This is a genomic window from Citricoccus parietis (assembly GCF_042433045.1).
GTDB classification, from domain to species: domain Bacteria; phylum Actinomycetota; class Actinomycetes; order Actinomycetales; family Micrococcaceae; genus Citricoccus; species Citricoccus parietis.
On sequence record NZ_JBHLWH010000042.1, the window covers coordinates 1 to 21,200 of the forward strand.

At 69.8% G+C, this 21,200-nt stretch carries 17 protein-coding genes; 15 read left to right on the forward strand and 2 right to left on the reverse strand.

The features are described from left to right. Window positions 1-173: 173 nt before the first annotated feature. On the reverse strand, window positions 174-1,040 hold the full coding sequence (locus ACFFIO_RS14115) for a hypothetical protein (protein ID WP_378042754.1): 867 nt from the start codon (window positions 1,038-1,040) through the stop codon (window positions 174-176). A gap of 603 nt (window positions 1,041-1,643) precedes the next feature. On the opposite strand from ACFFIO_RS14115, the gene ACFFIO_RS14120 reads away from it, so the two are divergent. The 15 genes from ACFFIO_RS14120 (at window position 1,644) to ACFFIO_RS14190 (ending at window position 19,427) form a co-directional block, all read left to right on the forward strand. Next, window positions 1,644-5,597, forward strand: coding sequence for a Pls/PosA family non-ribosomal peptide synthetase (locus ACFFIO_RS14120; protein ID WP_446681846.1), 3,954 nt, complete (start codon window positions 1,644-1,646; stop codon window positions 5,595-5,597). Further along, window positions 5,594-6,616: a 4-hydroxy-tetrahydrodipicolinate synthase gene (gene dapA, locus ACFFIO_RS14125; RefSeq protein WP_378042758.1), complete on the forward strand. Its 1,023-nt coding sequence runs from the start codon at window positions 5,594-5,596 to the stop codon at window positions 6,614-6,616. Before ACFFIO_RS14120 ends, dapA begins: the two co-directional genes overlap by 4 nt. Beyond that, on the forward strand, window positions 6,613-7,836 hold the full coding sequence (locus ACFFIO_RS14130) for a heparan-alpha-glucosaminide N-acetyltransferase domain-containing protein (RefSeq protein WP_378042760.1): 1,224 nt from the start codon (window positions 6,613-6,615) through the stop codon (window positions 7,834-7,836). Before dapA ends, ACFFIO_RS14130 begins: the two co-directional genes overlap by 4 nt. Before the next feature lie 43 nt (window positions 7,837-7,879). Next, complete coding sequence (locus ACFFIO_RS14135) at window positions 7,880-8,170, forward strand: hypothetical protein (protein ID WP_378042761.1); 291 nt, start codon at window positions 7,880-7,882, stop codon at window positions 8,168-8,170. A gap of 9 nt (window positions 8,171-8,179) precedes the next feature. Next, window positions 8,180-9,061, forward strand: coding sequence for an IclR family transcriptional regulator (locus ACFFIO_RS14140; protein WP_378042762.1), 882 nt, complete (start codon window positions 8,180-8,182; stop codon window positions 9,059-9,061). Window positions 9,062-9,230: 169 nt separating this feature from the next. Further along, complete coding sequence (locus ACFFIO_RS14145; RefSeq protein WP_378042764.1) at window positions 9,231-10,463, forward strand: 4-hydroxybenzoate 3-monooxygenase; 1,233 nt, start codon at window positions 9,231-9,233, stop codon at window positions 10,461-10,463. Window positions 10,464-10,661: 198 nt separating this feature from the next. After that, window positions 10,662-11,426: a protocatechuate 3,4-dioxygenase subunit beta gene (gene pcaH / locus ACFFIO_RS14150; RefSeq protein WP_159555139.1), complete on the forward strand. Its 765-nt coding sequence runs from the start codon at window positions 10,662-10,664 to the stop codon at window positions 11,424-11,426. After that, entirely contained in the window at window positions 11,416-12,057 is a 642-nt protein-coding gene (gene pcaG, locus ACFFIO_RS14155; protein WP_378042766.1) for a protocatechuate 3,4-dioxygenase subunit alpha, read from the forward strand. The genes pcaH and pcaG overlap by 11 nt, the downstream gene beginning before the upstream one ends. Before the next feature lie 159 nt (window positions 12,058-12,216). Beyond that, window positions 12,217-13,833: a lyase family protein gene (locus tag ACFFIO_RS14160; RefSeq protein WP_378042768.1), complete on the forward strand. Its 1,617-nt coding sequence runs from the start codon at window positions 12,217-12,219 to the stop codon at window positions 13,831-13,833. Next, entirely contained in the window at window positions 13,830-14,636 is an 807-nt protein-coding gene (locus tag ACFFIO_RS14165; RefSeq protein ID WP_378042770.1) for an alpha/beta fold hydrolase, read from the forward strand. The genes ACFFIO_RS14160 and ACFFIO_RS14165 overlap by 4 nt, the downstream gene beginning before the upstream one ends. Continuing rightward, window positions 14,633-15,082 carry a 4-carboxymuconolactone decarboxylase gene (pcaC, locus tag ACFFIO_RS14170; RefSeq protein ID WP_378042772.1) on the forward strand — a complete coding sequence of 150 codons (450 nt, stop codon included), beginning with the start codon at window positions 14,633-14,635 and terminating at the stop codon, window positions 15,080-15,082. Before ACFFIO_RS14165 ends, pcaC begins: the two co-directional genes overlap by 4 nt. Window positions 15,083-15,093: 11 nt before the next feature. Beyond that, window positions 15,094-16,314, forward strand: coding sequence for a thiolase family protein (locus ACFFIO_RS14175; RefSeq protein ID WP_378042773.1), 1,221 nt, complete (start codon window positions 15,094-15,096; stop codon window positions 16,312-16,314). Between the two features lie 213 nt (window positions 16,315-16,527). Continuing rightward, window positions 16,528-17,289, forward strand: coding sequence for a 3-oxoacid CoA-transferase subunit A (locus ACFFIO_RS14180; protein WP_378042775.1), 762 nt, complete (start codon window positions 16,528-16,530; stop codon window positions 17,287-17,289). A gap of 2 nt (window positions 17,290-17,291) precedes the next feature. Then, a complete protein-coding gene (locus ACFFIO_RS14185; protein ID WP_378042777.1) occupies window positions 17,292-17,969 on the forward strand; it encodes a 3-oxoacid CoA-transferase subunit B in 678 nt (225 codons plus the stop codon). 183 nt (window positions 17,970-18,152) lie between these two features. Next, window positions 18,153-19,427 (forward strand): hypothetical protein, encoded by a 1,275-nt coding sequence (locus tag ACFFIO_RS14190; RefSeq protein WP_378042778.1) that lies wholly within the window; start codon window positions 18,153-18,155, stop codon window positions 19,425-19,427. A 163-nt stretch (window positions 19,428-19,590) separates the two neighbouring features. Here the strand turns inward: ACFFIO_RS14190 and ACFFIO_RS14195 are convergent, their stop codons facing one another. Further along, window positions 19,591-20,946, reverse strand: coding sequence for an MFS transporter (locus tag ACFFIO_RS14195; RefSeq protein ID WP_378042780.1), 1,356 nt, complete (start codon window positions 20,944-20,946; stop codon window positions 19,591-19,593). Window positions 20,947-21,200: the final 254 nt, after the last annotated feature.

Sequence of the window (21,200 nt, forward strand, 5' to 3'; positions counted from 1 at the left end):
GCTTCTCCGAACTCCGCCACCACGTCTACGAACAGATCCAGCTCGCCAAGAAGGGCTTCCGCCCCGAGGATGCCATCGCCCGGTAGGGCTACGCCGACCACACCAACCGGGACAGTGTGCCCCGGCGGCCGCGACGCACGACGGTGCTGCGGTTGCCGGGGCGCACTGCGTGGTCAATCAATCCGGACACCGGCCCCGCCGTCGGCCGGGCCGTCAGTCGGCGTCGCGCTGCCGGTGGTGAAGACGTCTCCTTCGGCACCCAGGACGAACTGGTCGCCGGGCACGGCGTTGCGGAGGACCTGCACGACGGTGTCCGTATCCGTGGACACGCAACCCCACGACTCCGCCATGCCGGCGTGCAGGAAGATCGCGAAGGAGAGGCCGGGCCGGGCCTCGGTGTCCGGGGGCCGGTTGAAGTTGACCACGACGGCCTGCTCGTAGAGCCCTTCCTCCATCAGCTCCCACAGGCCTTCGTCCGGCCACTGGCCCTCACCCTCGAAGTACTGGTTGAAGTGCGGTCCCGGCCGGCCGCCCCAGTGGCTGTCGGGCGACAGCTCGTGGTATTCCAGCTCCGTTCCCGGGTCCACTCGTCCGAACCCCTCGGTCATCGTGTAGGACCCCGTCGGGGTCTGCAGGGTATTGACCTGGGTCGTGTCCACGGGGCCGAACCCACCGGAGCCGATCCTGGCCGGCCGGACCCATTCCTCCGCGTATCCGCCCTGCACTCGATGGCAGCTCGTCAGGGTCGCCTCGGTGGTCTCGCGCTGGTGGCCGAGGGCGAACACCACGCGTTGGGCGTCCCCGGTGTCGAAGCGGACCTCCCCGTCCGAGAGGCGGCGGCACGGTCCCGAGGTGGCCGGCGTCGGCTCCATCGGCTCCTTCGATGCCGGCGCCGTGGGCCCACCGGACGGTCCACCGGCCGGCGGGGGCGCCACCATGCAACCGGCGACGGTCGCGGCGATCGCCACGGCGATCATCACGACTGCGGTCGGCGCCGTGACCGATGTGGTGCGCCGGTTCCGGCGCAGGGGGCCCTTCATGCCTCCATTATGGGCCGCGCCGAAGCCACCCGACGCCGCCCGAAGCTGCCCGACGCCGTCCCGGTTCCGGATCGGCCGCCTCGACACCGTCCCGAGCGCAGGAGCCTCCTTCGCACCCTCGCGAGGCGGTCGCCTCCCGTGGTCCGTCCACATTCCCCTCTGACTGGGCTATCCAGGTCCCGGTGGAGGAACCCGACTCATCGGTCCGAGGGTTACCCGCCAGTAGATCTCTGAAGTCCACGTGGAGATCGGGTACCGGACAGGTGAAGAACCAGTAGACCGTATGCATACGGTCTTAGAGGGCAGCACGTGCCCACCGGCCGCTATCCCGTAACGCTCCTGTTACCGGCCGGTGGGTACGCACATGCGGGGCACGGGTCTGCATGCCTCCGGACCGTCGAGCGGTCCCACGACAGGCCGAAGAGACCGGGGATGAGGAATCACCCCGTACCGACTCATGGGGGAAAATTGTCGCAGGACCACCGAAATGCCACGGCGAACGATGAACCGACCCCGACGACCTCGGGTGGGGGACGCGGCAACGCCGTCCTGACGGCCGAGACCGAACACGGTCGTACGCAGGATCCGGCCCTCACGGACGACCTGGCCTGCTACTCCGGTGGGCCGGCCGCCGCACCCCGGACCCTCGTCGACATCCTGCGGGAGACCATCGCCAGCTACCCGGGGGCCCAGGCCGTAGACGACGGCACCACCGCCCTCAGCTACGCCGAGTTCGGTGAACGGGTGGACGAGATGGCCCGGCGACTGTGGTCCATGGACATCGGCGCGGGAGACCGCGTGGGAATCCGTGTGCCCTCCGGCAGTATCGACCTCTACGTGGCGATCCTCGGGACCCTCACGGCCGGTGCCGCCTACGTGCCCGTCGACGCGGACGAGCCGGACGAGCGCGCCGGCACGGTCTGGGCCGAGGCCGGGGTGTGCGCCGTCGTGACCGAGGGCCTGACGATCGCGGCCCGGCCGGGCGTGGCCACGGTGGGCGGGGCCCCCGAGCCGCATCCGGAGGACGACGCGTGGATCATCTTCACCTCGGGCTCCACGGGCAAGCCCAAGGGCGTGGCCATCACCCACCGGTCCGCTGCGGCCTGGGCCGACGCCGAGGCGCAGATGTTCCTCCAGGGCGAGCCGCTGACGCGGGGGGACCGGGTGCTGGCCGGACTGTCGGTGGCGTTCGACGCCTCCTGTGAGGAGATGTGGCTGGCCTGGCGCAACGGTGCCTGCCTGGTGCCGGCACCACGCTCGCTCGTCCGTTCCGGTGAGGATCTCGGCCCCTGGCTGGCCGAGCGGCGCATCACCGCTGTCTCCACTGTGCCCACCCTGGCGGCGATGTGGCCGCAGGAGGCCCTGGACAACATCCGCCTGCTGATCTTCGGCGGCGAGGCCCTGCCGGGTGAACTCGTGACGCGGCTGGCCGGACCGGGGCGGGAACTGTGGAACACCTATGGCCCGACCGAGGCAACCGTCATCGCCTGCGGCGCCGCGCTGGATGGGAGCGGCCCGGTGTCGATCGGGCTGCCGTTGCGGGGATGGGAGCTGGCCGTCGTCGACCCCCAGGGCAATCCGGTCCGGTGGGGCGAGACCGGTGAGCTCATCATCGGCGGCGTCGGGCTGGGACGGTACCTGGACGCGGACAAGGACGCCGAGAAGTACGCCCCGATGCCGGCCCTGGGTTGGGAGCGCGCCTACCGCAGCGGCGACCTCGTGGTCGCCGAACCCGACGGTCTGCTCTTCGCCGGTCGCGTGGACGACCAGATCAAGCTCGGTGGCCGCCGCATTGAACTCGGTGAGATCGATGACACCCTGAGCCGTCTGCCCGGCGTGGCCGCCGGCGCCGCCGCCGTGCAGTCCACCCCGAGCGGGAACAAGGTTCTGGCCGGCTACCTGTTGCCTGAGCCGGGAACCACCCTGGACCTGGGTGCATTGCGGCGCCGTCTGGCCGAGCAGCTTCCGGCCCAATTGGTGCCGGCGCTGGCTGTCATGGACGAGTTGCCGCTGAAGACCTCCGGCAAGGTGGACCGCAAGGCCCTGCCCTGGCCGGTGCAGCAGGCCGACGGCTCGGGGCACCAGCTGAGCGGGACCGAGGGCTGGATCGCCGACCTGTGGGCTGAGCTGCTCGGCCCGCTCCCACTGGACGGGGACAGCGACTTCTTCGCCTCGGGAGGAGCCAGCCTGGCGGCGGCCCACCTCGTCGGGAAGCTGCGCGCCCAGTACCCGGACGTGTCCATCGCGGACATCTACGCCCACCCCACCCTGGGAGCGCTTGCTGCGCACCTGGAAGGCCTGGAGTCCGGCGAGGATGAGGAGCGCGAGCGTGAACCCACCCCGTGGTGGACGGGGCTGGTCCAGCTTCCCGTCATCCTGGGTCTCTACGGGATCACCGGTCTGCGGTACCTGACCGGCATCGGCATCGTGTGCTGGTTCCTGTTCAACGTGGCACCCTTCCCGACCCTGTGGGTGCCCAATCCGCCGGTGTGGATCCTGATCACCGCGTGGGTCGTGCTGTTCAGCCTGCCCTCGCGGATCCTGTTCGCCGCAGGGGCATCGCGGCTGCTGACCGCCGGGATCGCGCCCGGGACCTATCCGCGGGGCGGAGCGGTCCACCTGAGGATCTGGGCCGCCGAACGGATCGTGACCTTCGGCAAGCTGGAACCGATCATGGGGACCTCCTGGGGCATCACCTACGCCCGTCTGCTCGGCAACCGGATCGGGCGGGACGTCCACCTGGATGCCATGCCGCCGGTCACCGGCCTGATGAGCGTCGGCGCCTGCGCATCGATCGAGTATGAAGTCGACCTGGGCGGGCATTGGCTGGACGGTGACCACCTCCACGTCGGCGCGCTGGAGATCGGCACGGGAACCCGCGTGGGCACCCGATCCGTGCTCATGGACGGCGCGTGCCTGGAGGAGAACGCCGAGGTCGATCCCGGGACCGTGGTCTCCGGCCGGGTCCCGGCCGGTGAACGCTGGGCGGGCTCGCAGATGGAGTACATCGGCGAGGCCGGTGACGAGTGGCCGGTGTCCGGCCGGCCCCATCACGGGCGCCGTGGGGTCCAGCTGCTCTTCCCGCTGTCCCTGTTCGGCATGGGCCTGCTGCCGATGGTGTCGGTGGTGCCGGGATCCCTCGTGGTGATGTGGACCGTTCAGTTCCAGCAGCTGACACTGCTCTCCGACGTGCTGTGGGCCCTGGCCGCGGTGGTCCCCGTGTTCGCCGTGATCACGGTGCTGACCTTCCTGTCCCTGATCGCAGGGGCGGTCCGATTGCTGTCCCGGCTGATCGTTCCCGGAATGCACCCGTTGCATTCGGCGGCCGGCTGGGCGGTGTGGCTCAGCAACCTGTTGCTGGCCAAGACCCTCATTGCGGTCTATCCGATCTACGCCAGCGTCCTGACCCCGCTGTGGTTCCGACTCCTCGGTGCCCGGGTGGGACGCCACGTGGAGATCTCGACGATGGAGTCGATCCCGCACCTGACCGTCCTGGGCGACCGGTCCTTCATGGCCGACCACTCGATGGGCACCTCCGCACGGGTTCGCCGGGGGTGGATGCACGTGGGTCCGTCCTCCGTGGGGAGCCGGTCCTTCGTCGGCAACTCGGCCGTCATCGGTCCGGACCGCCACGTTCCGGACCGCTCCCTCGTGGCCGTGCTCTCCTCGGCGCCGCGGGACATGCCGGAGGCCTCCAACTTCTTCGGACGCCCCCCCGTCGAGCTGCCCCGGCCGGTCGACGGCGCAGACTCCGGGTTGACCTATGACCCTCCCACGAAGCTCGTCGCCGCCCGTGCGGCCGTGGAAACCTTCCGCCTCCTGCCGTTCATGATCGCCGCCTGGCTGGCCCTGGCCGCCGTCTGGGTCATCTCCGAGATCCTGGACAACGGCGGGTTCTGGGCTGCGGTGGCACTGTCAGGGCTGGTGATGCTCGCCAGCAGCACCGTGGCCTGCATCATCGCCCTGGTGGCCAAGTGGGCCCTGGTCGGGCGGTTCAAACCCGGCCGGCACGCCCTGTGGACGAGCTTCATCTGGCGGAACGAGCTCGCGGACGTGTTCTCCGAGTCCCTGGCGGTGCCCGGGCTGGTCAGGATGAGCCTGGGCACACCGATGCTCAACATCTGGCTGCGGCTCATGGGGGCGAAGGTCGGCCGCCGCGTGTGGTGCGAGACCTGGTGGCTGCCGGAGTTCGACGTCATCGAGATCGGCCACGGGGTCAGCATCAATCGGGGCACCGTGCTCCAGACCCATCTGTTCCACGATCGCATCATGCGGATCGATCCTGTCCGGATGGAGGATCGTTCCACCTTGGGCCCGAACAGCGTGCTGCTGCCCGGAAGCGTCGTCGAAGACGGTGCGACCGTGGGTCCCGGCTCGTTGGTCATGGCCCAGGAGACCGTCCCGGCCCACGGACGCTGGGCCGGTAATCCCATCAGCCGCTGGGACCGGAAGTGGACCGCGTCAGCCGGCCCATCCGTGGCCGTTCCCGCCCCGTCCGGCTCCCTTGGCACCGATCCGATCAACCGCACCACCACGACTGAAGGGCAAGCACGATGAGTATGGTTCCCGACAGGTTCGACACCGACTCGACCACCGCCAACGCCCCGAACGCGGCCTCCGCTGCGTTCGGCCGGGTCATCACCGCCATGGTGACGCCGTTCGACCACGCCGGCCGGCTGGACGAACGGGGCACGGAATGGCTGGCGGCGTGTCTGACCCGCGACGGCTGGAACGATTCCGTGGTGGTCAACGGCACCACCGGTGAGTCCATCTCCACCACCGACCGGGAGAAGTCCCGGGCCATCCGCGCCGCCAAGCGGGGTGTCGCAGCCCACGGCGGCAAGGTGATCGCCGGCGTCGGGGCCGGGAGTACGGCCCACAGCATCAAACTGGCCAAGGAGGCGGCCTCGGCCGGGGCTGACGGGCTGCTCGTCGTGGCACCCTATTATTCCTGCCCGGGCCAGACCGGACTGCTGAAGCACCTGCTGGCCGTGGCCGATGCCACCAAGCTTCCGGTGATGATCTACGACATCCCCAAGCGCACCGGCATCGCGATCGAGACCGAGACGGTCCTGGCCGCCGCGCGGCACCCACGCATCCTGGCCGTCAAGGAGGCCAAGGGTGACCTCGAGGGGGCCACCGAGGTCATGGGGCAGACACACCTGGCGTACTACTCGGGTGACGATGCGCTGAACCTGCCCTGGCTGTCCGTGGGGGCCACCGGTTTCGTGTCGGTGGTCGGCCACGTGGTGGGTGACCAGCTCACCCAGCTGTTGCAGCATCACGTCCACGGCCGGAACGCGGAGGCCCTGGCGCTGCACCGCCACCTCATGCCGATCTTCCGCGGGATGTTCTGGGCCCCCGGTGCCGCGTCGGCCAAGGCTGCCCTCGGTGACCTGGGGCTACCCGGCGGACCGGTGCGCCTGCCACTGGTCGATCTGACCGAGGAGCAGCGGCGCGAGCTGCGCCATGTCCTGGCCGGAACGGTCACCGAGATGGGCGCGCCGGCGGATCCCGCCCGGGTGCCCACCGGCTGGCTTCCCGCCGAGGCCGCGGCCGGACAGGTCGGCCGGTGACCCCGACGGACGGACCAGCGGATCGCCTCGGCACCCAGGACGGGGCCGTGGCTGCCGTGCCACGCCGGTCGAGGCGGATCGTCGGCCTCGACGCCGCCCGCGGGCTCGCGCTGATCGGCATGATCTCCATCCACGTCCTGCCTGAGATCACCGAGGCCGGGGAGCCCACCCTGATCTGGGAGATCGGCTCGGGCATCTCGGCCGCCTTGTTCACGTTCCTGGCCGGCGTCTCCCTGGCGCTGATGACCGGCGGCAACAAGCCGGTGACCGGCGAGGCCCTGGCGGCCAAGCGGGTCGGCATCGCCATCCGGGCCGTGGTGCTCATCGTCATCGGGCTGATGCTGGCGATCCTCGACCCGCCGGCCGGCATCATCCTGACCTACTACGGTGTCATGTTCCTCATGGCCATACCTCTGCTCGGGGCGCCAGCGCCGATGATCGCCACCGTGGCCGGCGTGTTCGCGCTGGCGGGAACGTTGTTCATCCACCTCGTCGGCAACGCGATGCCGAACCTGGACGGTTACGACCCATCACTCGGGTCCCTCGTCGCCCAGCCGGACGGCACGATCGCCGCACTGCTGGTCACCGGCACGTACCCCGTCCTGGCGTGGTCCGCCTTCCTCTTCGCCGGCCTCGCCGTCGGACGGTTCAACCTGACCCTGCGGGACACCCACCTCAGGCTGATGGTGGTGGGTCTGACCATGGCACTGGCCACCTGGCTGGTCTCATGGTTGTCCATCGAGGTCCTCGGCGGGTTCGACCGGGTCCTCGCGACCACGCCCGGGCTGACGGAGGACGAGCTGGTGCGGTCACTGACCTGGGGGCTGGAGTTCACCACCCCGGACATCAACTCGGGCTGGTGGCTGCTGATGCTGTCACCGTACTCGGAGACCCCCGTGGAAGTCCTCAATACCCTCGGCTGGGCCCTGGCCTGTCTGGGAGCCATGCTCTGGCTGGGTCAGCGGATCGGGCAGTGGCTCCGGCCGTTGGCCCTGGTCGGCTCCATGACGCTCACGCTCTACGTGGTCCACCTGATCTTCCTGGCGACCGGACTGCTGCAGGAGACCCCGTACATCTCGTTCTGGCTGCAACTGAGCCTGGCTCTGCTGTTCGTGGTCCTCTGGCGCAATGTCACGGAGCGGTCCCAGGGCCCGCTGGAATGGATGACCACCACGGCCTCGACCGCTGGGCAGCGGTGGTACCGGAGTCGAAAGTCCTGACGGTCCTGAGCGGAAAGCCGGCCGCAGGGGCTAAAATCGAGATGTGACCATTGATTTCGCAGCCCGGGAGCAGGCCGGCCGTGCGCTCTACGAGCAGCGGATGTCGTTGCTGCCTGGACTGGGCCAGCCGCCGGCGCCGGCCTGGGAGGACCTGTCGGACGGCGAACGCGAACGCTGGTGCCGCCACACTGACGGTCCGGTGCCGGGCCCCGGCCCGACGCGCACCCGGCCCGTGACGCGGCCACCGGGTGTCATGGCCGACGGCGTGGACGGTGCCCGCGTGGACGACGCGACGCTGGCGCGCGGAGCGCAGGGCGGACGCCGATCTCGGTAGGCTCGCACCATGACGGAGAGCCCCCGAAGCAGGCGGTCGGAAGGGGACAGCACCCTGGACCGGCTGATCCGGATCCTCGGCGCCTTTGACGCCGAGCGATCCACCCTCTCGATTGCGGCCCTCGCCCGCCGCGCGGCCATCCCCCTGCCCACCGCCTACCGCTGGGTGGATCGGCTCACCGCGGCCGGACTGCTGGAACGCTCGGGCGGTGACGTCCGTCCCGGGATGAAACTGTGGGAACTGGCCTCGCGCTCCTCGCCCGGGACCTCGCTGCGCCAGGCCGCCATGCCGTACATGGACGACGTCCAGGCGGTGCTGCGACAACACACGCAGATCGCGGTGCTGGACGCCCACGGGGTGCTGGTCCTCGAGCGGCTCTCCGCGCGCGGCGCCGTGCCCAACCAGGCCACCGTCGCCGGCCGCATGCCCACGTTCACCACCTCGCTTGGGCTCGTGCTGCTGGCCTTCGCCCGGCGCCACGTCACGGAATCCCTCCTCGCTGACCACGCCGCGGAACTCGGCGCCCCGGTGGCTGGTCCGGGACACGATGCCGGCCCCGGCAACGCCCGCGGGGTGGTCAACCCCACCGAGCCCGTGCTGCGCCAGCAACTGGCGGAGACCCGCCGCCGGGGTTGGGCCTCGGTGGACGGGCAGATCGACTCGGAGTCCACCGGCGTCGCCGTGCCGGTCCTCTCGCCAGAGGGCCATGCCGTGGCGGCACTCGGTGTGGTGGTGCCCCGCTCCTCGGAATTCCGGCCCGGCCTGGCTCCGATGCTGCTCGCCGCGGCTCGCGGTATCAGCCGCGCGTTGGGCCCCCAGGCGGCCATGCCGGCGTCGGACACGGTGTTCCCGCAGCACCCGCCAGTGGCGCTGCCGGGCACCGGGGGGTGACCTGCATCGCGGTCAGCCTTCTCACTCAGTGAGAATCGATCCGTCAAACGTCTGTACGCTCCATCACACTGGTGGCAGAAGGCCCGGCTCTGCAGCCTGCGGCCGTGACGACATCCCCGCGCGTTGAGGCCAGGCCCACCCGCGGAGCCCGCACCACGAAGGAGTTGGAATGGCAGCCAGCGCAGACAGGGCAGATACACCACAGCTCACCCGGACGAAGGTGGGCATCGTCGGAGGCGGCCCCGCCGGGCTCCTGCTCTCCCACCTGCTCTCGAAGCAGGGCATCGATAACGTGGTCATCGAACTGCGGGACCACGAGACCATCAAGAACACCCACCGCGCGGGAATCCTGGAACAGCAGGCCGTCAAGATGCTGACGGAGTCCGGCGTGGACGGCCGCGTGCTGGCTCACGGTGACGAGCACGAGGGCATCGACCTGCGCTTCAACGGGGAGTCCCACCCGCTGAACTTCCCGGACCTCGTGGACGCCACGGTCACCCTGTACGCCCAGAACGAGGTGTTCATCGACCTGGCCGCGGCCCGGAAGCGGGACGGCGGTGACATCCGCTACGAATCCGAGGTCATCGAGGCGGCTGACCTGAAGTCGGACACCCCGAAGATCCGCTACAAGGACGTCTCCGCCGGTGCCGACCCGGACGTCGTCCACGAGGTCCACTGCGACGTCCTCGTGGGCGCTGACGGCTCCCGCTCCTTCTGCCGCCGCGCCGTGGGCCAGGAACAGGGCCACCAGGACTTCAAGATCGAGTACCCCTTCGCCTGGTTCGGCATCCTGACCGAGGCCCCGAAGTCCTCGCCGGAACTGATCTACGCGAACTCCCCGCACGGCTTCGCCCTGATCTCCCAGCGCTCCGCGAACGTCCAGCGGATGTACTTCCAGTGCGATCCGGCGGAGAAGACCGAGGACTGGTCCGACGACCGGATCTGGTCGGAGCTGCAGAAGCGCGTGGACGGCCCGGACGGCTTCCAGCTCAAGACCGGCCCGATCTTCGACAAGACGGTGCTCGGCTTCCGCTCCTTCGTCCGCGAGCCCATGAGCCACGGCAACATGTTCCTGGCCGGTGACGCCGCGCACACCGTCCCGCCGACCGGGGCCAAGGGCCTGAACCTGGCGTTCGCCGACATCAAGGTGCTGTTCGAGGCCCTGGACTCGTTCTACGCCACCGGCTCCCGCGAGCTGCTGGACGGTTACTCCGAGACCGCCCTGAAGCGCGTCTGGAAGGCCCAGAACTTCTCCTACTGGATGACGTCCATGCTCCACACCCGCAAGGACGCCCACCCGTTCGAGACCAAGCGCGCCCTCGGCGAGCTCGAGACCGTCACCTCATCACGCTACGGCCAGCAGTACCTGGCCGAGTCGTACACCGGCTGGCCGCACGCCTGACCGGTGCCCGACGCCGGCCCGCAGGCCGGCGCTGGAGGGGACCGGCCGACGTCGGGCCCGGTCTCCTCACCGCACCACCGTCCATCAACCGCCCACTGCAGAACCCAGAACCGTAGAAAGGAGCAGCCCGTGAGCAATGACATCACCGAGAACACCGGACCCGTCGTCGAGGACGACGAGACCTTTGACAACAGCCACGTGCTCGACCCCGCCGCGACGCAGGACTCCCAGGAGACCATCAGCGCCGAGATCAAGGACATCCACGACTCGGCGTCCGGGGAGACCCAGCCGCGCGTGAACTTCCCGCCGTACCGCAGCTCCCTGCTGCGCCACCCCACCAAGGACATGCACCACACCGACCCGGAGACCATCGAGCTGTGGTCCCCGGCCTTCGGCCACCGGGACGTCCACACCCTGGAATCCGACCTGACCGTCCAGGGCAACGGCGAGCCGCTGGGCGAGCGCATGGTGGTCCGCGGCCGGGTGCTGGACGGCGACGGTCGCCCGGTGCGCAACCAGCTGGTGGAGATCTGGCAGGCCAACGCCTCCGGCCGCTACGTGCACAAGCGCGATCAGCACCCGGCGCCGCTGGACCCCAACTTCACCGGTGTGGGCCGTACCATCACCGATGACAAGGGCTTCTACGAGTTCACCACCATCAAGCCGGCGCCGTACCCGTGGAAGAACCACCACAACGCGTGGCGTCCGGCGCACATCCACTTCTCGCTGTTCGGCACGGACTTCACCCAGCGCATGATCACCCAGATGTACTTCCCGGGCGATCCGCTGTTCAGCCTGGACCCGATCTACCAGTCGATCACGGACCAGAAGGCCCGCGACCGCCTGGTCGCTACGTACGACCACAACGTCTCCACGCACGAGTGGAACACCGGCTACTACTGGGACATCGTCCTGACCGGCAGCAACCGCACCTGGATGGAGGGCGACACCGATGCGCATTGATCAGAACCAGTTGGCCGCGGCACGCGACGGGAGCGAGAAGCTGGTGGCGACCCCGGGCCAGACCATCGGCCCGTTCTTCGGCTACGCCTCCGGGTACGAGAACGTGCACATCCCCTTCCGGGACGGCCAGCACCTGGTGAACCCGGCCAGCCCGAAGGCCGTGCGCCTGACCGGCACCGTCTACGACGGCGCCGGGGACCCGATCCCGGACGCCATGATCGAGATCTGGCAGGCCGACGAGAACGGGCAGATCCCCCAGGAGACCGGCTCGCTGGTCCGCGACGGCTGGACCTTCACCGGCTGGGGACGGGCCACCGCGGACAACGTGGGCACCTACACCTTCTCCACCGTCAACCCGGGGCCGACGGAGGAGGGCAAGGCGCCGTTCATCCACGTGGTGGTCTTCGCCCGCGGCCTGATGAACAAGCTGCACACCCGGATCTACCTGCCGGAGGACACCGCCGCCCTCGAGAAGGACGCGCTGCTCTCCTCCGTGGAGGCGGACCGCCGCCAGACGCTGATCGCCGAGCGCGAGGCCGATGGCACCCTGCGGTTCGACATCCACCTGCAGGGCGAGACGGAGACCGTCTTCCTGCAGTTCCCCGGCATCGAGTACCCGGTGCACGACTGATCCGGTTCTGCGGATGAGTGCCGGCACCACCCGGCACACCGCCGCCTGATGGCCCGGCGGGACCTGCGCCTCCGTGAAGAGAACGGACGCAAAGGCCCGCCGGGCCATCCGTGCGGATAGCCTAGAAACAACCCCACCACCCCAGGAGAGCGCCCACCGATGTCCACGCCCGCGTCGCCGTCAGAACACCAGGCCACCGCGTCCGGTTCAGCCGGCCCAGCCGGTTCAATTGGTCTGGCCGGGTTGTCCGGAGTGCCGGGGCTGACGGCGCTGGCCGTGGAGGCCGACGCCGGCCTGCTGGACCCCCTGTCCTCCGGCACCGCCGCAGTGCTCCAGTCCTCGGACGCGAACTACCTGCTCCACCTGCTGCAGGTCGAGGCCGCGTGGACCGCCGTCCTCGCCGAGCACGGGATGGCCACCGCCGGCCAGGCCGAGGCCGCCGCCGAAGCCGCCGACCCGCGCCACCTCGCCGACTACGACCTGATCGGGCTCGCCCACGCCGGCCAGAACGGCGGAAACGTCCTGATCCCGGCGCTGAAGGCCATGCGGGCCCGGGCCGCGCAGGCCGCCCCCGCCGAGCCCGGGGTCTCCTCCGCCATCCACGTGGGTGCCACCAGCCAGGACATCATGGACACCGCCATGATGCGGATGGCCGCCCAGGTCGCCGGGACGATCCTGGCGGACCTGCGCGCCGCCGTCGGGTCCCTGGCCGCGATGGCCACCGAGCACCGGGCGACCCCCATGGTGGCCCGCTCGCTTGCGCAGCACTCCCTGCCCTCCACCTTCGGCCTGCGGGCCGCCGGCTGGATGTCCGGACTGGCCCAGGCTGGCCGCCGGCTCGAGGCCGCCACCGCGGAACTGCCGATCCAGTGGGGCGGCGCCGCGGGCACCATGGCCGCCCTGGCCGGCCGCGTGGCCACAGCACGGGCTGACGGAACGCTGGACGCCGGCACCGATGCCTTCACCCTCGTCGAGGAGCTGGCGCAGCGACTGGGCCTGAAGGCCCCCGTCGGACCGTGGCAGACCAACCGCATGCCCATCACCGGGCTGGCCGCCGCGCTGGCCGATGTGGTGGCGGCCTGCGGGAAGATCGCCAATGACGTGCTGATCTCCGCCCGGATCGAGAACGGCGAACTCGGCGAGCCGCTGGTCGCCGGCCGCGGCGGGTCCTCCGCGATGCCGCACAAGCAGAACCCCGTGCTGTCCGTGATGATCCACGCCGGCGCCCTCGGTGCCCCCGGCGCGCTCGCACAGGTCCTCACCGCCGCCGGCGCCGCCAACGAGGAACGCCCGGACGGGGCCTGGCACGCCGAGTGGCCCGCCCTGCGCCAGCTGATGCGCACCGCCGGGGGAGCCGCCGCCCGGACGGCGGAACTCGTCTCCGGCCTGCGCGTCAACACGGACCGCATGGCCGAGAACCTGAATCGCGTGGGGCCTCTGCTGGTCTCCGAGCGGCTCATGGCCGAGCTCGCCCCGCTCCTCGAGGAGAGTGGCCCAGAGAGCGGCGGCAAGGCCGGCTCCGGCCAGGCAGGTTCGGGCAAAGAGCGGTTGCAGGAGATTGTGGACCGCAGCCTGGAGTCGCAGGTCGGCCAGCAGGATGGCCAGCAGCAGGTGAGCGACTTCCGGAGCCTGCTGCGCGCCGCCCTGCCGGACACCGTCTCGGACGCCGAGCTGGACGGCCTGCTGGACCCGGCCAACTACACCGGCGAGGCCACCACCCTGGTGGACCGCCTTGTCGCCGAGTACCGCAATTTCGCAGAATGGAGCACCACGTGAGCACACCAGAGATCACCGCCATCCGCCTCGCCGGCGAGGGCGAGGCCGCCCCGGACAAGGACGTCCTGTTCGTGGGGGCCGGCCTGGGCACCGGAGTCCAGGCCCTCTGGGCGGAGGCCGCCAACGAGCTGGCGGACCGCTTCCAGGTCATCGGCTGGGACCTGCCCGGCCACGGCCAGTCCCCGGCCCACAACGAGCCGATCGCCATGGCGGACCTGGCCAACGCCGTGGCCGACCTGGTGAAGGCCCAGCACGCGGCCGGGACCATCCCGGCCGGGGCCAAGGTCTACTACGCCGGCGTCTCCATCAACGGTGCGGTCGCCCTGCAGCTCGGCCTGGACCACGGTGACCTGTTCGACGGCATCGCCGTGATCTGCTCCGCCGCGAAGATCGGCCAGACCGAGGCCTGGCAGGAGCGCGCCACCTTCGTGGAGGCCGCCGGCACCCCGTCCATGGTGGCCGGCTCCGCCGAGAAGTGGTTCGCCCAGGGGTTCATCGAGCAGCACGCCGAGCGCACCACCCGCCTGCTGCACACCCTGCAGGAGGCCGACCGCTTCTCCTACGCCCGGCTGTGCGAGGCCCTCGGCGGCTTCGACGTGCGTGAGCGCCTCGGGGAGATCACCGTCCCGATCGTGGCCCTCCACGGGGCCGAGGACGGGGTCTGCCCGCCGGCCGACGGCGAGGCGATCGCGGCCGGCGTCGCCTCCGGTCAGGCCCATGTGCTGGAGCACGTGGCGCACCAGGCGCCGATCGAGAAGCCCGCCGAGACCGCAACCATCCTGAAGGAGGCCTTCACCGCATGAGCGAGAACCAGACCGGTCAGCCGGTGGGTCACCAGATGGACCGCACCTCCCAGGAGGTCTACGACGCCGGCATGGCCGTGCGCCGCGAGGTCCTCGGCACCGCCCACGTGGACCGGGCCGAGGCCAACAAGGACGAGACCACCGAGGACTTCCAGAACCTCATCACGCGCTACGCCTGGGGGACCATCTGGACCCGCCCGGGCCTGGACCGCAGGATGCGTTCGGCCGTCACCATCTCCGCGATGGTCTCGGGCGGATACTGGGACGAGGCCGCCATGCACCTCCGCGCGGCCCTGCGCAACGGCCTGACGCGGGAGGAGATCAAGGAGATCCTGCTGCAGACCGCCATCTACTCCTCTGTCCCCGCCGCCAACATCGCCTTCAAGCTGGCCCAGGAGGTCTTCGCCCAAGTGGACGAGGACCTGGCCGCCGGCAAGGACCTCTGAAAGGACCCCGCATGAGCACCCAGTACCAGGACGCCTACCTCTACGATGCCGTCCGCACCCCCTTCGGCAAGGTCGGCGGCGCCCTCGCCAAGACCCGCCCGGACGACCTCGCCGCCCTCGTGGTGGCCGAGTCCGTCAAGCGCGCTCCGAAGCTGGCCGCCGCAGGCGCGTCCGGCGCCGAGAAGATCGACGAGGTCGTCTTCGGCAACGCCAACGGCGCCGGCGAGGAGAACCGCAACGTCGCCCGCATGGCCACCCTGCTGGCCGGCCTGCCCACCTCGATTCCCGGCACCACCGTGAACCGCCTGTGCGGCTCCTCGCTGGACGCCGCCATCATCGCCTCCCGCCAGATCAACGTGGGCGAGGCCGACGTCATGCTCATCGGCGGCGTCGAGTCCATGTCCCGCGCTCCCTGGGTGCTGCCCAAGACCGAGCGCCCGTTCCCCATGCACAACCTCGAGCTGGCCAACACCACCCTCGGCTGGCGCCTGATCAACAAGAACATGCCCCAGGAGTGGACCGTCTCCCTCGGCGAGGCCACCGAGCAACTGCGAGAGAAGTACGGCATCACCCGCGAGCGCATGGACGAGTTCGCCGCGAACTCCCACCAGCTGGCCGCGAAGGCCTGGGACGAGGGCAAGTATGACAACCTGACGGTGCAGGTCCCGGACGTGGACCTGACCCGGGACGAGACCATCCGGCCCGACTCCACCGCCGAGTCCCTGTCCGGCCTGCGCACCGTGTTCCGCAAGGAGAACGGCATGGTCACCGCCGGCAACGCCTCCCCGATGAATGACGGTGCCTCCGCCGCCTGGCTCGGCTCGGAGAAGGCCTCGGACATCCTCGGCCTGCAGCCGCTCGCCCGCATCGCCGGCCGTGCCGCCGCCGCCAACGAGCCGCAGTACTTCGGCTACGCGCCGGTGGACGCCGTCAACCAGGCGATCAAGCGCGCCGGCATCACGTGGGAGGACATCGCGGCCGTGGAGCTCAACGAGGCCTTCGCCGCCCAGTCGCTGGCCTGCACGGACGCCTGGGGCGTGGACCTGGACATTGTCAACACGTGGGGCGGGGCCATCGCCATCGGCCACCCGCTCGGAGCCTCCGGCGCCCGCGTGCTCGGCACCCTGGCCCGCCGCCTCGAGGCCTCCGGCGACCGCTGGGGCGTCGCCGCCCTGTGCATCGGCGTGGGTCAGGGCCTCGCCGTGGTCCTCGAGAACGTCAACGCCCGCTGACCCCACCCCCTCACGTTTTCAGTCGACTTGGGGTGGGTCTGGGAGCCCAACACCCACCCCAAGTCGACTGAAGACCACACCCGCCGGCACGACGCCGGACCGGCACCTTCCGCGAGGAGGGCACCGGCCGGCGTCGTGCGCCAGGCCCGGTCCTGCCAACGCAGACCAGGCCTGACAGAAGAACCCCTCTCATCCCCGCTACAAGGAGGAACGATGCTTGAGTTCGTGGACTCGGCCGCCCAGGCCGTCTCCCGGATCACCGACGGCGCCACGGTGCTGATCGGTGGATTCGGCAATGCCGGCCAGCCGATGGAGCTGATCGACGCCCTGATGGATTCCGGCGCCACCGGGCTGACCGTGGTGAACAACAACGCCGGGCAGGCCGACGCCGGCCTGGCCCTGCTGATCAAGGAGCGGCGGGTCGCCAAGATCATCTGCTCGTTCCCGCGCCAGTCCGATTCCTGGCACTTCGACGAGGCCTACCGTGCCGGTGAGATCGAGCTCGAGCTCGTCCCGCAGGGCAACTTGGCCGAACGTATGCGGGCCGCCGGTGCCGGCATCGGCGGCTTCTTCAGCCCCACCGGCTACGGCACCCAGCTGGCCGAGGGCAAGGAGGTCCGCGAGATCGACGGCAGGCACTACGTGCTGGAGTCCCCGATCCGCGGCGACTTCGCCCTGATCAAGGCCTACGCGGCGGACCCCTCCGGCAACCTCGTGTACCGCAAGACCGCCCGCAACTTCGGCCCGGTCATGGCCACCGCCGCCGCCCACACGATCGTGCAGGTGGACGAGGTCCTCGAGGAGTCGCTGAACCCCGAGCACGTGGTGACGCCGGGCATCTACGTGGACACCGTCGTCGGGATCCCGACCGAGTCCGGCGTCAAGGAGCGCGAGGAGCGCGCAGCCCTCGCCGCCGGCCAACCCAAGCCCTGCCTGGCCACCAAGACCGCGGCCGAGCTGGCCGCCGAGAAGTGAGGATGAGCGAGATGAGCGAGTTCCGCAGCACCGACGCCCCGTTGACCCAGGACGAACTGGCCCAGGTCATCGCCGAGGACATCCAGCCCGGGTCCTTCGTGAACCTCGGCATCGGCCAGCCGACCACCGTGTCCAACTACCTCTCCCCGGAGAAGAAGGTCACGCTGCACACCGAGAACGGCATGCTCGGCTTCGGCCCGCAGGCCACCGGGGACCAGATCGACGGGGACCTGATCAATGCCGGCAAGATCCCCGTGACCGAGCTGCCGGGCGCGAGCTATTTCCACCACGCCGACTCCTTCGCCATGATGCGCGGCGGCCACCTGGACGTCTGCGTGCTGGGCGCCTATCAGGTCTCCGCCCGGGGCGACCTGGCCAACTGGTCCACCGGCAAGCCCGGCGCCATCCCGGCCGTGGGTGGCGCCATGGACCTGGCCATCGGGGCCAAGGACACCTACGTGATGATGGACCTCTTCACCAAGAAGGGCGACGTCAAGCTGCTGCCCGAGTGCACCTTCCCCCTGACCGGGGTGGGCTGCGTGTCCCGCATCTACTCGGACAAGGCCGTGCTGCTGCTGGACTCCTCCGGCATCGTCAAGGTTCGCGAGCTGCACGGCATCACCCTCGAGGAGCTCCGCGAGGCGCACCCCGAGGTCACCTTCGAGACGGTCGGGGCCTGATCCGCCACTCCTGATCTCGCCGGTTTGGCCTGATCTGTCGATGATCTCGGCACCTGTCACATCCAGAGGACATTGCCCCCGTGGGACCCGCGGGGGCAATGTCCTCTCGGCGTAGGTGGCTGTTTATCCACAGTTCGGACCGCCCCGCCTCCACGGCCCGTCGCCGAACGCCACGATGGAACAATGCGATCAACTACCATCGAATCCGAGCTCCTGCTCCGGGCAGAGGAGCATGACGGCGGCCGGAGCTCACGGGCACTGGCCCGCATGGCCCAACGCGGGGAGCTGGTCCGGGTGGCACCGGGCACCTATGTCTCCACCGTGCAGTGGTTCTGCCTGCCGGGGTATGACCGCCAACTCCTCGCGGTGGTCGCCCTGGCCCAATCACGACGCCGGCCGGTCACCTTTTGCGGTGCCACGGCCTTGCGCTTGCATGGGCTGCCGGACATCCGGTCCAAGCCGGTTCTGGATGTGCGGGCTGCCACCAGGAACCAGACCGGGACGCGGCTTCAGGTTTCACCGTTCGTCAACACGAAAGCGTCCCTGCGCATCATGACGGAGCTGCAGGCTCAGGGGCGCCTCGCGAGCAATGGCAGGAACGTGCCGATGCTGCCTCCGATCCGCAACCATTGGCTGCCGGGCGATGAACCGGGCGAGGACGTCGAGCTGACCGTCCGGCTCAGTGACGGCAGCCAGGTGGGCAGGATCCGGGCGGTGCCACTGGTTTCGGCGATGGCCACCGTCTTCGGCAACGAGGGCTTGGAGGTGGGGACGGCCGCCGCCGATGCCCTTCACCGATGGGCGGTGGATCCCCTGCTCAACCGAGGGCAGGTCCGGGCCGTCCGCTCGCAGCGGGGTCCGGACGGCCGGACCAGCCGAAACGGCGGAGGCGGGGGTTCGAGGACCGGTGGAGGGAGGGCGGATTCCGGCAGGGGAGACATCAGGAAGATCTCGCCGGAACGCCTCTCGGCAGAGCTCGGCCTTCTGCGCGATGACGCCGCCGCTCTGCAAGAGCTCGTCGAGGCGTCCAGGGCTCGGGTGAAGACGAAGGCCGCCGGGATCCGCTTCGACCGGCAATGGACGTTCGCCGATGGGCGAGCTGAATCGCCGGGGGAGTCCTTGACCCGGGCAGTGATTCACTGCTTGGGTTTCGAGGTTCCGGACCTGCAGTATCCTGTGCATGACCAGCACGGAGAGTTCCTTGGACGAGTCGATTTCTGGTGGCCGTCCATTCGCCTGGTGGGGGAGTTTGACGGTCATATCAAGTACGGCGGGACACTCGGAGCTGCGGAAGACTCCGGGAGTGCGGGACGGAACGCGGTGACGGAGGAGAAACGCCGCGAGGATGCCATTCGCCGTGAAGTGGACGGGTTTGCCCGGTGGATGTGGTCCGACGTCCGCAACACGAAACTCTTTGCCCAACTGCTCGAGGAGTTCCGAGTCCCCCGGCGCCCGTGAGCGGAGGGTGAGAGGGGATCGCCGCTTTTCAGCCCCCGGGTAGGCGAGCTTCCCCGCGACGGCTATTCACTTGTCACCATCACAGGACATTGCCCCCGTAGGACCCACGGGGGCAATGTCCTGTGGAACCAGATGATGGAGCGAAGGCAGCGTCAGCTGGGGATCAGTGCTCGTGGGTGGTGAGGTCGTGGTCCTTGGACTCGCGGGTCAGCACGAGGGCGATGATGGAGACCACGGCCATGGCACCCAGGAACGCGGCCACCGGCACGATCGAGGTGCCGCCGCCGGGGCCCGCATACAGGGTGGCCAGGATGGTGGGTGTGAAACCGGCGCCGAGCAGGGTCGCCAGCTGGTAGCCCAGGGAGGCGCCGGTGTAGCGCGATCCGGTGCCGAACTGCTCGGCGATGAAGGCGGCCAGCGGGCCGTAGATCATGCCGTGCAGGCCCAGGGCGATGGTGAAGGCCAGCAGCAGCACAAACCAGTTCGTGGAGGTGAGCATGCCGAACAGCGGGAACAGGAACCCGACGAACAGGATGAGTCCGGCGATCATGACCGGGCGGCGGCCGAAGCGGTCGGAGAGGTGCCCGAACCAGACCACGAAGAAGATCGAGAAGATCGAGGCCAGGGCGAAGGCGTAGAGCACCGAGGAGCGCTCGGTTCCTGCATCCGTGGAGTACTGGACGGCGAAGGTGGACAGCAGCACCTGCAGCCCGAACCCGCTGGCACCGGCGAACATGGTCAGCAGCAGGGCCTTGGGGCGGCGCAGGACCTCCCAGATCGGCAGCTTCCGCTTCTCGCCGGAGGCCTCGGCCTGGGCCGCGGCGGCCTCGAAGATCGGGGACTCGGTGATCTTGGCGCGGATGACCATGCCGACGACCAGCAGGGCGAAGGACAGCAGGAACGGCACCCGCCAGCCCCAGGACAGGAACTCGTCCTGCGGGAGGACGGCGGAGAACGTGCCGAGGACGAAGGTGCCCAGGGCGGCGCCGGTGGGGGCGCCGGCGTTGGTGAAGGAGGCCGCGAAGCCGCGCTTGCCGCCCTCGGAGTGCTCCAGGGCCATCAGGGCGGCCCCGCCCCACTCACCGCCGACCGCGATGCCCTGGCAGACGCGCAGGAAGACCAGCATGACCGCGCCCCAGCCGCCGATCGTCGCGGCGCCGGGCACCAGGCCGATCAGGGTGGAGGCCACGCCCATGATGAGCATGGACAGCACGAGCATCTTCTTGCGGCCGAGCTTGTCCCCGAAGTGGCCGAAGATCGCCCCGCCGAGTGGGCGGGCGAGGTAGCCGGCGGCGAAGGTGCCGTAGGAGGCAATGGCGCCGGCCAACGGATCCAGGCCGGTGAAGAAGACCGTGGGGAACACCAGCGCCGAGGCGGAGGCATAGAGCAGGAAGTCGTAGAACTCGATCGTCGAGCCGAGATAGCTCGAGAGGATGACGCGGCGGGACTCTCGGCGCTTGGTGGCCGGGTCGAGCGACGCCAGGTCCGGCGCGGCGGCCGTGGTGGTGTCGGTGGACATGGGGTGCTCCAGTCTGGGCGGGGAAGTGCGGTTCGTGCTGGACGGTGTCCCGGCTCTGCTGTGACCTGTAGCACGATACGTATATGAAACACATTTCGCTTGAGAAAGTCAACCATTGAGTTGTTCACGCCTTCGACGTGCTGACATTTTCGGTGCGGGCCCTGGTCGGGGGCCCTGGCGACGCCCCGCTCTGCTGGCGCAGGCTCGGGGCGCTGTCTTCCCGGAAGGCGCGCCCAGGGCGACGTCGGCTGCGC